General features: G+C 43.1%; 12 protein-coding genes. 6 read left to right on the top strand and 6 right to left on the bottom strand.

Annotation, left to right across the window (positions count from 1 at the left end; all coding sequences use genetic code 11):
- Nucleotides 1-39: 39 nt before the first annotated feature.
- The 3 genes from ftsY to AB0756_RS18465 form a co-directional block, all read right to left on the bottom strand.
- Complete coding sequence (gene ftsY / locus AB0756_RS18475) at nt 40-1674, bottom strand: signal recognition particle-docking protein FtsY (RefSeq protein WP_038073531.1); 1635 nt, start codon at nt 1672-1674, stop codon at nt 40-42.
- Nucleotides 1675-1935: 261 nt separating this feature from the next.
- Complete coding sequence (nusB, locus tag AB0756_RS18470) at nt 1936-2592, bottom strand: transcription antitermination factor NusB (RefSeq protein ID WP_038073532.1); 657 nt, start codon at nt 2590-2592, stop codon at nt 1936-1938.
- Between the two features lie 148 nt (nt 2593-2740).
- Entirely contained in the window at nt 2741-3514 is a 774-nt protein-coding gene (locus AB0756_RS18465) for a DUF502 domain-containing protein (protein WP_038073612.1), read from the bottom strand.
- A 305-nt stretch (nt 3515-3819) separates the two neighbouring features.
- Between AB0756_RS18465 and AB0756_RS18460 the strand changes: the two genes are divergently transcribed.
- A complete protein-coding gene (locus tag AB0756_RS18460; RefSeq protein WP_137986318.1) occupies nt 3820-4143 on the top strand; it encodes a hypothetical protein in 324 nt (107 codons plus the stop codon).
- 179 nt (nt 4144-4322) lie between these two features.
- Here AB0756_RS18460 and AB0756_RS18455 read toward each other — a convergent pair whose 3' ends face one another.
- The 3 genes from AB0756_RS18455 to AB0756_RS18445 form a co-directional block, all read right to left on the bottom strand.
- Nucleotides 4323-5207: a glycosyltransferase family 2 protein gene (locus AB0756_RS18455; protein WP_038073535.1), complete on the bottom strand. Its 885-nt coding sequence runs from the start codon at nt 5205-5207 to the stop codon at nt 4323-4325.
- 144 nt (nt 5208-5351) lie between these two features.
- The gene (hpsJ-B, locus tag AB0756_RS18450; protein ID WP_038073537.1) at nt 5352-6188 is read right to left on the bottom strand and encodes a hormogonium polysaccharide biosynthesis protein HpsJ; all 837 of its coding nucleotides are present in this window, start codon (nt 6186-6188) and stop codon (nt 5352-5354) included.
- Nucleotides 6189-6418: 230 nt separating this feature from the next.
- Entirely contained in the window at nt 6419-7054 is a 636-nt protein-coding gene (locus AB0756_RS18445; protein WP_038073540.1) for a TIGR04282 family arsenosugar biosynthesis glycosyltransferase, read from the bottom strand.
- Nucleotides 7055-7426: 372 nt separating this feature from the next.
- Between AB0756_RS18445 and AB0756_RS18440 the strand changes: the two genes are divergently transcribed.
- From AB0756_RS18440 to AB0756_RS18420, 5 genes are all read left to right on the top strand, one after another.
- Nucleotides 7427-7711, top strand: coding sequence for an HU family DNA-binding protein (locus AB0756_RS18440; protein ID WP_009457351.1), 285 nt, complete (start codon nt 7427-7429; stop codon nt 7709-7711).
- Nucleotides 7712-7737: 26 nt separating this feature from the next.
- On the top strand, nt 7738-8847 hold the full coding sequence (gene cobD / locus AB0756_RS18435) for a threonine-phosphate decarboxylase CobD (protein ID WP_038073615.1): 1110 nt from the start codon (nt 7738-7740) through the stop codon (nt 8845-8847).
- Between the two features lie 813 nt (nt 8848-9660).
- A complete protein-coding gene (gene ltrA / locus AB0756_RS18430) occupies nt 9661-11424 on the top strand; it encodes a group II intron reverse transcriptase/maturase (protein ID WP_237265821.1) in 1764 nt (587 codons plus the stop codon).
- Nucleotides 11425-11667: 243 nt separating this feature from the next.
- Nucleotides 11668-13068: an RNA-guided endonuclease IscB gene (gene iscB / locus AB0756_RS18425; protein WP_038081113.1), complete on the top strand. Its 1401-nt coding sequence runs from the start codon at nt 11668-11670 to the stop codon at nt 13066-13068.
- An 88-nt stretch (nt 13069-13156) separates the two neighbouring features.
- Nucleotides 13157-14638 (top strand): dihydrolipoyl dehydrogenase family protein, encoded by a 1482-nt coding sequence (locus AB0756_RS18420; protein WP_038081112.1) that lies wholly within the window; start codon nt 13157-13159, stop codon nt 14636-14638.
- Nucleotides 14639-14759: the final 121 nt, after the last annotated feature.

Below are 14759 nucleotides of genomic sequence, written 5' to 3'. Positions count from 1 at the left end.
TAAAGCCTTGCACCCTCTCCATTGAGTAAGTATCAACGACTAACCACTTAAAAGTGCTTCCACAAACTCGTAGCTAGAAAAAGGTCGTAGGTCTTCAACACCTTCGCCCGCACCAATAAAGCGAATAGGTAAGCCAAGTTGCTGCACGACAGCAAGAGCAACTCCCCCTTTGGCAGTTCCATCAAGTTTTGTTAACACAACACCACTAAGCTGCGCTGCTTGGGAAAAGACTTCTGCCTGTCGCAGCCCATTCTGACCTAGTGTCGCGTCTAAAACCAGTAGAGACTCTACTTTAGCATTAGGGGCTTTTTTATCAATAATGCGACGAACTTTACTGAGTTCATCCATTAAATTCTTTTTATTCTGCAGTCGTCCTGCGGTGTCTACCAACAGTAATTCTGTGTCTCGTGCGAGTGCGGCAGAAATTGCATCAAATACAACAGCTGCTGGATCTGCATTTTTTGCAGGATTAGCAATAACTTCGACACCACTTCTCTGACCCCAAATTTTTACTTGTTCTACAGCCGCAGCGCGGAAGGTATCAGCAGCACCTATCAAACACTTATATCCAGATTTATTGGCTAAGTGGGCAATTTTACCAATAGTAGTAGTTTTACCTACTCCATTGACTCCAGTCATCAACCAAATATTGAGGGTTTCCTTTTCTGGTGCAAAGGAAACTTTACCGGATTTCTGTATTGGCGTGTCCAGCATATCCCGAAGGATTGATTTCAGATATGCAATACCTTCTTCTGGTGGTAATGCTTCTTGGCGAATCCTTTTTTGTAAGGTACTGATAATATGGTCTGTTGCTTCCACACCCACATCAGCTTGCAAAAGCAAGGATTCTATTTCTGTGACAGCTGCTTGGTTGAGAGGTCCTTGACCAACAATTGCTTTAAGTTGGTTGAGTATATTACGGCGAGTTTTGTCTAAACCTTGGCGCAGTTTTTTCAGCCAAGTAATTTCTTCAATCGAAATGTCTTCAGGACGCCTCCCTTGAGCGGCTAAGACTTCTGTAGACCACAAAAATCCTTCATCAAAGGCAAACCCAGGAATTTCCCCTTGTTCGGGCGGTGCTGTTGTTGCAGCTGTTTGTAAGACCTCTGGTTCTGGTTGTTCGATCGCAGTGGCAATCAGACGTTCTTGCTTGGCTTGCCTTTCTGCTGCTGCTCTCTCTAAAAAAGAGAGTGTTGCTGGTGCTGCTGGTTGAATTTCCTCGCTTGGAACGACTGTTGGTTCTGTAGCTACACCTTCATCTATCCCTAACTCCGAATCACCTTTAATGTCTAAAGGTGACTCTGAACTCTCCACTTCCGGTGCTTCTGTTACAGCTTCCTCTACTGGTGCTACACCGAGTTCGTCTTGGATTTGGTCATCAGTACTTGGTTGACTCAGAAGAGCTTCCTTGTCTACCGTGTCTACCGTGTCTATAGTTGCTTCGTCAGATGGAGTAACATATTGCTCGTCACCCTGCTGTCTTTGCTGAATATTTTTGTAAGCTGCTTTTGCATAAGCCAGCAAGTCTACAGCTACCTCGGTTGCATTCTCTGCCGTTGACGTTGCGGCTTGTTCTAGCTGGGTTTCTTGTACAGCAGGTGTTTCTGGTTGCTTATCTTCAGATGGAGTACCAGAAGGCTCATTATGTTGACGGCGGAACCAATTAAAAACCATTGCAGCTAGAGTTGTTTTGACGTTTCCCCAGTCCGGGGGTAGGTTTTAATGTCTTCTACTGACTATCCTATAGTACTATTTTTTTGACTTAGGGCGTCAATCCACGATTGATTAACTCCTTTGGCTTTAGCCGAAGGAATTCTTAAGAGAAAGCTTGTGCCTCTCAGGCTAATCAATCAGCCCCTAACCTTTCATCGCAAACAAGAGAGGGCGAACAAGGGAGGGGTTTCCCACGCCTGGGGAACTGGTAACTCCCAAGGGTCACTGGTCACTGGTCACTGTTGATTTTGTTTGCTCGATGACTCGTCGCAAAACACCATTGATAAACCTATGGCTATCTTCTTCGCTGTACCGCTTAGCTAGCTCGACAGCTTCATTAATCGCGACGCTTTGAGGTACTGTAAGATACCTCATTTCTGCTACAGCAATTCGCAAAATATCGCGATCTATGTGAGCAAGGCGAGCAACTTGCCAATCCACCAGGGCGCTGGATATTTGTTCATCTATAGAACTACGGTTGTCATTGACAGTGAGAATGATGTCTCTGGCGTATTCTCTGACTTCTCTATGTTGATTTGCCAATTGAATGAGTTCTGGAAACTCCACAGCAGCTGCTAACTTGTTAATTGCTGTTTGTGTATACTCAATTGCTTCTTTAACCATCGCTCTAGCAGTATCGACATCGTTCGTGCGAGTTTGGCTGCTCAACAAGCGATCGTTACCGCGTTGTAGTTCCGCTGCGGCATTATCTAGGGTATCCTGCACTTCATCTTTGAGAGTGCGTACTGCAGCCAGTACCAGCGTGGGTACTAGCCGATCTTGCTCCATCTTCTCCAATTTTTTAGGATTTACAGGCAACTGGCTGAGACTTAAAAGTGCCAGTTCGCGGGCAATTTGACGGGGTTTTCGCTCTTGCATAAAAATTTAATGAAGGGGTTAGTAGTTAGTTGTTATGGGTTAGTTGGGAAGGGGCGCAAAACTCTGCGCTTGTGAATAATTAATAGTGCTAACTTAAAGCCATTAACCAGTCTTCCATTAGCAATTAGTCAGTCTTCCATTAGCCACTTTAACCTTCTTCAAGAGGCATTACCTGACGCTTTGTCTCTAAAGGAGGAACTTCTAGTTTGCGCTCTTTTGGAATCACTAATGGGGCTAACGATGTATTTGGAGAAACAATCCCACCAGAGACTATGATTTTAAACGCATCTTCAATAGACATTGACAGGTTAACGACCTCTTCTTCCGGAACAACTGCATACCAACCCGTTGTGGGATTGGGGGTTGTCGGGATAAAAAGGCTTAACATTGGATTAGACATTTGAGCTTGAATCTCATTGCTTATACTGCCAGTTACAAAAGCGATCGCCCAGATTCCCCGTCGTGGATACTCTACTAAAACAACACGGCGAAATTTGCCATTTGTATCTTTTAATAGTGTTTCTAAAAGCTGCTTGAGAGTTTTATATACTTGTCCAGCTAAGGGAATTGCCTGTAGGAGCCGCTCACCCACATCTAGCAACCAACGCCCTGCAATATTCCTAGCCATTAAGCCAATTACAAGAATACTTAGTAATGGCACCATTAGCCCTACCAAAAGATTCAGTATATTGACTAAGAGAGGATGCATCCCTTGAAAGGGATTGAGTTGTTTGGGAATTTGGGTTAGAAAGTTAACAACCCAAGTTGCAACAGTGATTGTTAGCCAGATCGTAGTAGCTAGGGGAATAACAACTAATAAACCTGCAATCAGGTCATTTTTCAGGTCCTGTTTCCAGCGATTGATTGCCAAACCCCCATTCTCCTTTTTTAGGCTTGTGGAATTTTTTTTATTGGTACTCATATTATTAGCCATTTAGCTACCATCGTTTAGGTGTCAAACTCCAGCTTTCAGCTTTTTGCTGACTGCTAACGGCTGACCAAGCGCTTCACTTTAAGACTTGTAAATGATTGTTCAAGTCTTTTAACGTATTACTAATACTACCGTGCGAGATAAAAAGCTGCTAATTCTCCTGAAAATACGGCTCAACTCTAGTTACATCTAACCTTATTAAGGATTCATTTTAAATAAGGTCAGATTGGGTAGTTTGGAGAATAATGTGAATTTTATTAATATATATAAATTTAATATAACATTTTTTTTCCAAGATGCTTATCGCCATTAACAAGCCCCCTCTTCCTTGTGCTTGCATGGTAGCAATGGAAGAGGGGGTTAACGGTCAATACTGCTCGGTTAAAGAAATTATCGCGGGAGACAAGCAGGGGATGCAGGGGAGGAAAAAACGGCAAAACCCGACAAGTATTGGGTTAACAGTAAGGTCTGTTTTATCAAGAAATCTTCTCATAATTATGAGACATGTGGCGAATGGGGGGATGATACTCCTCCTTAAATACTGTCTCGCTTCTCGTTCCCAGGCTGCGTCTGGGAACGATCTCAAAGATCTGCCGATCGTTCGCCAACAGCATCCTTAAGAAGGGGGGTGAGGTAGAGAGGCACAAAAAAACCGAAGTATGTAACGAAAAGTAAAGTTACTGAAAAACCCTTTCCCTTCCCCAATGAGCCTTGTGATAACGACAATTTTTAATGCCCACCTAACTTATGCATCAGTCCTATTATTTTCAGGAAATCACCTGAAGTGCAATCCGATCTTCTAATCAGCAGAATTTGAAACTAACTCTGTGGCTTGAGTTACAGGAATCGTTGGGTATTCAGCGCTAGGTATGGGCATATTCCTTATTTCCCAAACCTTAAGTAAAATTAAATATTCGTAGAAAGTTTGCAAGACACACCAGGTAAAACCCGCATACCCATCCAAGCAGCCACCTAAAACAAAATACATATAGAAGAAACGAATTAAAGGTCTAGCGGGTAAGCGTAAAGACAAATCTTTGAGAGCACGACGCCGTTCAACTTCTGTCTTACCGAAAAATAAATTTTGCCAATAAACTTTTCCCCCCTCCAATTGGCGGACGGTTTCTTTAGCTTCATCTGTGGAATAGCGATTGTGTTTTTCTATCCAACGGCTGAAACCCTTACTACAGGTGTAATGAGGGTACGTTTCTTTTACAAAGCTTGTAGAACCATCACACACTTCGCGTTCGGTGTGACCGTAGTCTATAAACCAGACTTTGCCGTGGCGGAAAAGGCGCATTTGATAGCGCGGGTATTGCGTGCTGCGCCGAATCCATCGGTTCATAAACATAACTCGCTCGGCAACATAGTACCCGACGTATTCCTGACTTTGAATTGCTTTGTTGCACTCTGCAAACAGTTCTGGTGTCATGCGCTCGTCTGCTTCGAGAATATAAACCCATTCGTGCTTGGGTGGTATATTTTCTAACATCCAAGTCCGTTGCTGACCGTGGCTTTCAAAAGCGTGTTCTACAACACGTACCGGATAACGACTGGCGATTTCTACAGTGCGATCGCTACTGCATGAATCAACAACAATAATATCATCCGATAACATTGCCGACTCTATACAAGCAGCAATGTCCAACTCTTCGTTATAAGTCAATATGTAAATCGAAAACATCTCAAATTCTTAGTAATAATAACTAATTTGTGGCAAATTATACTTTTTGTCAAATGTGATGGCAACAAGTATTGAGCCAGATGCAGTGGCAGTATGAACCACTAAAGATGAGGTGATTGATTCTACTGCCTGCCTTAGAGTGAATTACCGTGCAGGAACCTTACGTCCACCACCTTGTGTAGCACCAGTACTTCTGATTCCCGTCCAACCAATGATGATGTAACCGATAGATAACAGCAAACTACTCATTCCAATTCGCAATCCTGATTTCCATGCCCGTTCTCTGGCTTGTTTCTCAGCTTCTTCCCTGCGCTCCCGAATCGTACTCAGTTGTTGAGTTGCTAAAGCTTGAGGATCGCTTTGCTGGGCAATAAATTTATCAAGTTCTTGGGGATTCGCCTTAAACTTCTTGAGCAAATCTTTTTGAGCTTGGGGAATATTGGGGTTTTCAAGTGCTTGTTTGTACCGTTGCTCGTCTTTCAGCAGTTCGGAAAACTGGTTTTTGATTTGAGATTTTTGCTGTTCTACGGCTGCGCGGACTTTATCGTTACTCAATTGAGCTTGCACTTGATTGAGCTGGGTTTTTAATTGATTTTCTGCGGCTTCAGCATCCTTATTGATTTGCTCTACTCTAGTGGCACTTGCTTGACGAATATTATTCAGGTGTAAGGGAAAAATCAGCAAAAACATCAAGCCCAAAATGCTTGACAGTATGAATGCTGGAAATCTCAAATCGATACCGGGACGACTTCCATCATCCATACTGTCAATCCAGTACCCCGCAAAAAGGAAACCTAAACCCACAAGCGGCACAATTCCTCGATCGACTAGCGCCGTCGCCAAATCAATTTGCCATGCCTTATTAGTAGGTTGGAAAGGAAATAACAGAATCAAAAAGTCTACAAAGAAAGACACTATTAGAATGAGTCCCACAACCTTAGCAGTGCGGGCAGCAGTGATAGCAGCTAAATGATTATTCATAGTTTTTTGTCTCGCATACAACAGTAAAAGTCTTGTTCCATTCCAAGGTACTGGAATATTGTTCCCATGATGCTACCCGTTGTTTATGATTGGGAGATGATTTTTTAGAATTGGAGATTGGGAAATGAGTGATTCTCCCTTATATCCCTTCCTGTCCCCAACTCAATATACTTGTGTTGAAGAATACCAAATAAACCTTCACACCCTTTGTGTCAACAGTAAATACTCCTTTAGGGGGAAGAAATATATTTTTCCCACAAAGGTAAATCTTCTGGGCGATCGATATCGCGTAGAACAGGTAAGCAATCAACTGATAAATTCAGCAGATGGGCAATCTCTATAGTTTGTTGTAGGACTTGAGAAGTTCCCCAGGAGATGTTAGCAAATAAGTTTGGTATGGGGCGTTGCAGACCAATCAAGTAATAACCACCATCTTCTGCTGGACCTAGCACGAGGTCTTGACGCTCGAGTTGCTCAAAGGCTTTGACAAGAATTTCAGCATTGAGATCGGGACAATCTGTCCCAATGATGATGACTCTTTGAGCTCCTGATTCAAAAGCAGAAAGCAGCGATCGCACCAAGCGCACACCCAAGTCACCTTCTCCTTGGGGCTGGCAGTTTAAGTCAGATCCAAGCCAATCATGTAAGGTCTGCAAATTTCCACCTGCAAACCGCACTTCAAAAGATAAACTAAAGCCTGTAAGTAGCTGTTTTACCTGAGAAATTGTGTGTTCCGTCATTTGGCGCTGAAGCTCAGCTGCGCCTTCTGCACCCAAAGCGCTTATCAATCGAGTTTTTGTCTTGCCCGGTTCGGGATAGCGAGTAAATATGACTAGATGCTGTTTTGCGATTTGTGATAATGGCATTGGATAGGTGGATTTTAGATTTTGGATGCGTGGATTTTAGATTGCGAATTGTGAATTGTTTTCCTCCTAGATAGAGTCACAAGGGTATTTACTAAGTACTTATTCCTACTTTTGAGGTGTTTTTTGGTGCCACAATTACCCAATTTATACAAAAAATCCTGAAATCTATATAAATTAATGGTTTCATCTATCCACTTCTGGCTGGGACACTTTAGAATGATTCATTGAAAAGTCGAGCCGATGGGAGTTACAGCCCTTTTAGGCATAAATACCCAAAAAGATCGACTTCTGTAAATCTCCGAATAAAAAATTCAGTAGAGATGCATCAGGGAGCATCTGTACAAAATCTCAAGTAAACCCTAGGAGTTTGACATGAATAAAGGCGAATTAGTTGATGCAGTCGCAGAAAAAGCTAGCGTGACCAAAAAACAAGCTGATGCAGTTCTGACAGCTGCACTGGAAACCATCATTGAAGCGGTGTCCTCTGGAGACAAAGTGACGCTGGTGGGATTTGGCTCTTTTGAATCACGGGAACGTAAAGCCCGTGAAGGTCGCAACCCCAAAACCAACGAGAAGATGGAAATTCCTGCAACTAAAGTTCCTGCATTTTCTGCTGGAAAACTGTTTAGGGAAAAAGTTGCGCCCCCAAAATCATAGGTTCTCCCAAGCGTGAGCCTTTTTTGGTGCGGCGACCTAAACATGGGGGAAATTTAGCTTGGGCGGCTGCACTGGCTGGTTGTCCCCCAGATGCAATTCTGGATTTTTCTGCCAGCATTAGCCCTTTGGGACCTCCAAGAAGCGCTCTCGCTGCTATTGCGTCCCAATTGGATAATCTCAGACATTATCCAGACCCAAATTACTGTGAACTGAGACTTGCTCTCAGTCACTTTCATCAACTATCTCCCGAGTGGATTTTGCCGGGTAACGGCTCGGCAGAGTTACTCTCTCTTGCAGGCAGAGAATTAGCACAATTAGCCGCAACAGTTTTGATCGCTCCAGCCTTTGGCGACTACTATCGAGCGCTAGCGGCATATAATGCCAAAGTTCTGGAGTTTCCCGTGTCATTAACAGCCACTGCTTTGCAGGAATCACCTCCTTTGAATTCAGTGGCGTTCTTAAATCCTTTGTCAGAAATTCTTGACAAAGGACAAAGGACAAACGAGCGAGGACTATTGCTCAATAATCCTCACAATCCAACAGGAAAGTTATTTTCGCGGGAAGCCATTCTGCCATATCTGGAGACATTTGCTTTGGTGGTAGTAGATGAAGCTTTTATGGATTTTTTGCCTCCAGATCGAGAACAAAGCTTGATTGAGATGGTGCAAGATTATCCAAACTTAGTGATTTTGCGATCGCTGACCAAATTCTACAGTTTGCCAGGATTGCGTCTGGGATATGCAATCGCGCATCCCGATAGATTGCAGCGCTGGCAGTTATGGCGCGACCCTTGGCCTGTAAACACATTAGCCGCCGCCGCCGCCGTCGCGGCTCTCCAAGATAAGGTGTTTCAGGCAGAAACTTGGGCATGGTTAACACCAACAAGAAACCAGCTTTTCCTTGGTTTAGCCTCTTTGCCAGAATTACAACCTTTGGATGGTGCTGCTAATTTTTTACTCGTTGAGTCACAACAATCTGTATTGCAGTTGCAGCAAAAATTACTCAAAGAACACCGAATTTTGATTCGGGATTGCCTAAGTTTTCCTGAATTAGGCGATCGCTATTTCCGTGTTGCCGTGCTTTCTTCTTTAGATAACCAGCGCTTGCTAAAAGCTTTATCATTAGTCATTAGCTAAATGATGACTAATGACTAACGACCTAACGGGAGAACCAGTCGCTTAAGGTGGGAGACCTTCCTGTAGCGCTGGTCTCACAAAGGACCAAGGAAAAAAAAACGTCAGCACCCCGCACTAAAGTGACGGGGCTTCATGCCCCAGAATTTTGGTTAGTTGACCAGCCTAAGTACTTCAAGTACTACGTTTAAAGGCAAGTCGTGCGATTCGTTCACTCGAAATGAGTACTTATACTCAGGGATGAGTGGCAAGGGAATAAGAACCGAGTAATCGGAACAGAACCTTTGACAACTAAATGACCATGAGGGTGATTACCTTAGAAATCCTAGAGTACAAGAATAAAAGTCCCTCCCCGTAGGTGCAACGGTGACAGCATCACCTCCAAGGTAGCGACTAGCCATCAATCCTTGAAGCGAGGTGAAAAGGAGGTAAACTGGTAGCCCAAACTGGTTCTCCTTCGAGCATGAACCTATGAGTAGCGTCAGCGAAGATGCGCCTTAACCGTCGTAATCTAAAACCAGCGCAATCAGGCTGTCGCTGGAGCCAAAAGGCAATGGATAAGGGGCTGGCAAGTAACTTTTTGACCAGCACGCACTCCCAATAAACCCGGCGGATAGCATCGCTCTAAAGGTTTAAATAATGGTCATTTGGAACGAAGTAACCTAACATCCACTCTCAGTCGGTCGATACTGAGTAGGTGCTAACCGTATGTGGTGTTAGGAAAGATTGGGTCAGAAGCGAACGCCTCGTGTAATAACGAGGATATGCTGACGGACTCACGGTGATTTGGAATGTAGAGTCACAGTAGCAATGAATATGGCTAATACACGAGGAGTCACAACAGGAATAAACGATGAAGCAACCCCTTCTTTAAGGGAAAAGCCGACTCATGAAACTGAAAATGACAAATCGATGGTGGACTGGAGACACATCGACTGGCGCAAGCTGGAAAAACGTGTTTTTAAGTTGCAAAAACGAATCTACAAAGCCTCTGAACGTGGTGATGTCAAAGCAGTTCGTAAACTCCAAAAGACGCTGATGAAGTCCTGGAGTGCAAAGTGTCTCGCGGTTAGACGGGTAACACAAGACAACCAAGGTAAGAAGACGGCGGGTGTGGACGGTGTTAAATCACTAACCCCAAAGCAACGTCTCACCTTAGTTGCCAAATTAAAATTAGGCTCAAAGGTATCACCGACTAGGCGCGTATGGATTCCTAAACCTGGTAAGGATGAAAAAAGACCTTTGGGTATCCCCACTATGTACGACCGCGCACTGCAAGCTCTCGTTAAAATGGCACTTGAGCCAGAATGGGAGGCTAAATTTGAACCTAACTCATATGGGTTCAGACCAGGGCGTTCATGCCACGATGCTATCGAAGCAATATTTAATAGTATGAGGCACAAACCAAAATTTGTGCTTGATGCCGATATATCAAAATGCTTCGATAAAATCGACCATTTGGCACTGCTTCAAAAATTAAATACATTCCCCACCATTCGCCGACAAATTCGTGCTTGGTTAAAAGCGGGAGTGATGGATAATCAGCAGTTCCAAGAGACATCTGAGGGAACACCGCAAGGCGGAGTCATTTCTCCACTATTAGCGAATGTAGCCCTCCACGGAATGGAAGAACGGATTAAACAATATGCTGAAACATTGCCCGGTTTAAAACGGGAAAATCGCAAAAGTATATCATTAATTCGTTATGCCGATGATTTCGTAATTCTACACGAAAATCTAACCGTTGTCCAAAGATGCCAGATAATTATATCTGAATGGTTAAAAAGCATGAATTTAGAATTGAAGCCTTCAAAAACACGCCTAACTCACACTCTAAACAAGTATAAGGAAGAAGAACCAGGATTTAATTTTCTTGGTTTTAATATCAGGCAGTTTTCAGTGGGTAAACATCACTCGAAAAAGGGCTTCAAAATAATCATCACCCCAAGTAAGGAAAAGCAGAGGATACACTACGAGCGAATAGCTAGTATCATCGATGACTACAGCACAGCGCCGCAAGAGGCGCTAATTAGTCGGCTCAACCCGATAATTAAAGGATGGTCTAACTACTATTCGACAGTAGTAAGCAGTGAAGCTTACGCCAACCTCGATAGTCTTATGTATCCAAAACTTAGAGCTTGGGCAAAACGCCGTCATCCAAATAAATCAGGGAAATGGGTAGCTAAGAAATATTGGCGCACTATTGGCGGTGATAATTGGGTATTCGCCACAACGTACAAAGGTAATCTCAGGTGGTTAACAAACCACACAGATACACCCATAGTACGCCACGTAAAAGTAAAAGGCGATGCTAGTCCATACGATGGCAACCTAATTTATTGGAGTTCAAGAATGGGCGCACACCCCGAAATGCCAAAAAGAGTGGCAACACTCTTAAAGCAACAGAAAGGAAAATGCGCTCATTGCGGATTGTATTTTCGTGAAGAAGATGTAATGGAGATTGACCACAAAATACCCCTAAGCAAAGGGGGTAAAGACGAATATAAAAATCTCCAGCTATTACATAGACACTGCCATGATATAAAAACAGCTGAAGATGGTTCGGTTGGGGGTATGTAATTAGACAAGCACCAAATTACTGAGGAGCCGGATGAGGTGAAAGTCTCACGTCCGGTTTTGAAGACGAGTCGCTCTGGCGACGGAGCGGCTTAGTTTACTAAAGACTCACCAGCAGATGCGTAGCCAGTTTGCTGCTCTGAGATCGAATAGTTAAACATCTTTACGAGGGGTAAAGCAGTGCTATTTGAAAGTACTACCTTTAAACATTGGCGAGGCTAATATCACCCGAAAGGAGGGACACTTGTGTCCAAAGTCTTTGTAATTGATTCAGAAAAAAGACCGTTAAATCCAATTCATCCAGCACAAGCAAGACAACTTTTGAGAAATGGAAAAGCAGGAGTTTTTAAACATTTTCCTTTCACAATTATTTTGAAAGAAGCAAAACCCAATCAACAAATTCAAGTATTACGATTAAAAATTGACCCAGGTGCCTCCGTAACTGGTATTGCTTTAGTTAATGATTCAACAGGAGAAGTGGTATTTGCTGCTGAAATTAAACATAGAGGCTTTGCAATACGCGAATCTCTTACTTCAAGAAGACAACTTCGTAGAAGTAGAAGAAATAGAAAAACTAGATATCGCCAACCCAGATTTAACAATAGAGCTAAAACAAAAGGATGGCTGCCACCAAGTTTGCAAAGCCGCATTGCTAATATAAAAACTTGGGTTGAAAGATGGCGGAAGGTTTCACCAATTGAAGCAATATCTCAAGAACTAGTCCGCTTTGATATGCAATTAATTCGCAACCCAGATATCCAGGGTAAGGAGTACCAGCAGGGGACTTTACAGGGTTATGAGACACGCCAGTATCTTCTGGAAAAGTGGGGAAGAAGTTGTGCTTACTGCGGTATCAAAGATGTTCCCTTGCAAATAGAACATATTCTTTGTCGTGCCAAAGGAGGAAGTAACTCAATTACGAACCTAGCATTATCGTGCGAAAAATGTAATCTCAAAAAAGGCACAAAAGATATCAGAGAGTTCCTTAAAAAAGACCCTGCAAGACTAGAGAAAATTTTGAAACAATCAAAACAACCCTTACGGGTTCGCCCTTCGGGTTCGCCAGTCGCCTACGGCGGGAAACCCGCCTGCAGCGCTGGACTCACCAGTTCCCAGGGCGCGGGAAACCCGCCTTCAGGACTGGACTCACCGCTTGCAGATGCAGCCGCAGTTAACTCAACTCGATTTGCACTCCTGTCAGTTTTAAAAGAAACTGGATTGCCTGTAGAAACGGGTTCAGGTGGTCTGACAAAGTTTAATAGGACTCAACGAGAGTTACCAAAGACACACTACTTTGATGCAGCTTGTGTTGGTAAATCAACTCCAGAAAAATTAATTGTCAAAGGAGTTAAACCATTACTAATTACAGCGAATGGTCACGGAACAAGACAAATGTGCGGCACAAATAAACACGGTTTCCCAATTCGTCATCGCACAAGAAAACAAATACATTTTGGATTTCAAACTGGCGACATAGTTAAAGCAGTTGTCACTAGCGGGAAAAAAGTTGGTCATTACGTTGGTCGCGTGTTATGCCGCGCATCTGGCAGTTTTGATATTGCTACTAAGACAGGAAGAGTAGCAGGGATTAGCTATAAATATTGCAAATCTATTCACAAAAAAGATGGGTATAACTATGCATTTTAGGACATCTCGACTGCCGTTAAAACGGCACGAGTCGCGGTTCCTCCCCGAACTAAAGTTACGGGGCTTCCCCGCTCCCGGAGGTTTTTAGGTGACTAATGACTACGATGTTGTGATTATTGGTGGCAGCTTAGCTGGTCGCTTTGCTGCTTTATCTGCAACCCAAATCAAGGCTAAAGTTGCTTTGGTAGAACCAACAGTAAATGGTGAGTTATATCTGACTAATAACTTTTACGGGTTTGTCTATCACCAAGCTTTTAGTCAAATCACCAACTTTGCTAGGCAACTAGATGAGGCATTTTTCAAAGGTTGTCACATTTCATGTGCTCGCAACGAACAGAAATGTCAAATTTCTGTAGATGCTTCTCAAGCACTACTTTACTCTGATGGCATTATCTCCAAGATTCAAGAGCAACATTCACCTGCTATCCTAGCAGCGCAAGGAGTAGATGTTATTGTTGGTGATGGTCAATTTCAACCATCACCAACTCTTGCATTTGTGGTAAACAATCGCCAGCTTCGCGCTCGCACTTATTTACTAGCTACAGGTTCGCGTCCGGAAATACCAGAAATTGAAGGTTTGCAAAAAATAGGTTTTCTTACCATACCTGATGTTTGGCGATCGCTTAACAGCCCTACACCACCCAAGCAGTGGGTAATTATTGGTGGCGTACCCCAAAGTATCGAAATAGCTCAAACTTTAACGCGTTTGAATTACGATGTGACGCTTATTGTAGCTAGAAAAAATATTCTTCCTCAAGTTGACTTTGAGATTTCTCAACTCCTTTGCAGCCAGTTAGAAGCAGAAGGTGTGCGAATCATGACACAAGTACCTGTTACTCAACTCAGACGAATTGAGAATAAAAAATGGCTGCAAGTAGGAGATAAAGCGATTGAAACAGATGAAATCATAGTTGCAACCGCACAACAACCAAATATTGAATCTTTAAACTTGGCGGCAGTTGATGTTAAGTGGGATCGCAATCGCTTATTAGTCAACGATAAACTGCAAACCACCAATCGCCGGATTTGGGCTTGTGGTGATGTTATTGGTGGTTATGCAATTGCTAATCTGGCTCACTATGAGGCAAGAATTGCCATACAAAATGCACTCTTTTTTTCAAGACAAAAAGTCAATTATCAACAGATTCCTTGGGGTATATTTACTCATCCAACAGTTGCACAAGTTGGTTTAACTGAAGCACAAGCTAAACGTCAATACAATCAAGATAAAATTATAGTTTTACGACAATATTTTAAATCTCTCGCATCTGCCCAAATACAAGATGAAACAACAGGTATATGTAAATTGATAACCCTGAGTCATGGAGAAATTTTAGGAGCTTCCATCTTGGGTGCAAAAGCAATGGAATTTATTCATGTTATTGCTTTGGCGATCGCGCATAAAATCAAGGTAACTCACTTATCTGACATAGCACCTCTCTATCCCAGTTTCTCAGAGATTTTAGAACAAACAGCCCTTGCTTGGAATCAACACAAGCTGAACAGCGATCTTGCTTGGCAAGATTTTCTTGAAAGCTTTTTTCATTTCCGACGAAATTGGAATTTGTGATTGTTAGTAGTTAGGAAAAACATCGGGCGATTGAAAATCGCGACTATACAAACGAAGTCCCTTCGGGTATCTCAGGAGCGGAGACGCTACGCGTTGCGAAGCTATGCCCGCAACGGCTTAC

The organism is Tolypothrix campylonemoides VB511288_2, from assembly GCF_045999855.1.
Lineage (GTDB): Bacteria > Cyanobacteriota > Cyanobacteriia > Cyanobacteriales > Nostocaceae > Scytonema > Scytonema bouteillei_A.
The sequence above is the reverse complement of the archived record's forward strand: the minus strand, read 5'-3'. Positions and strand labels throughout refer to the sequence as shown.

Bases quoted from the DNA above. Each gene is read 5' to 3' on its own strand.
- AB0756_RS18445 (WP_038073540.1), bottom strand. From the start codon at position 7,054: ATGCCATTATCACAAATCGCAAAACAGCATCTAGTCATATTTACTCGC.
- nusB (WP_038073532.1), bottom strand. From the start codon at position 2,592: ATGCAAGAGCGAAAACCCCGTCAAATTGCCCGCGAACTGGCACTTTTA.
- hpsJ-B (WP_038073537.1), bottom strand. From the start codon at position 6,188: ATGAATAATCATTTAGCTGCTATCACTGCTGCCCGCACTGCTAAGGTT.
- AB0756_RS18455 (WP_038073535.1), bottom strand. From the start codon at position 5,207: ATGTTTTCGATTTACATATTGACTTATAACGAAGAGTTGGACATTGCT.
- ftsY (WP_038073531.1), bottom strand. From the start codon at position 1,674: ATGGTTTTTAATTGGTTCCGCCGTCAACATAATGAGCCTTCTGGTACT.
- ltrA (WP_237265821.1), top strand. From the start codon at position 9,661: ATGGCTAATACACGAGGAGTCACAACAGGAATAAACGATGAAGCAACC.
- AB0756_RS18465 (WP_038073612.1), bottom strand. From the start codon at position 3,514: ATGAGTACCAATAAAAAAAATTCCACAAGCCTAAAAAAGGAGAATGGG.
- AB0756_RS18440 (WP_009457351.1), top strand. From the start codon at position 7,427: ATGAATAAAGGCGAATTAGTTGATGCAGTCGCAGAAAAAGCTAGCGTG.
- AB0756_RS18460 (WP_137986318.1), top strand. From the start codon at position 3,820: ATGCTTATCGCCATTAACAAGCCCCCTCTTCCTTGTGCTTGCATGGTA.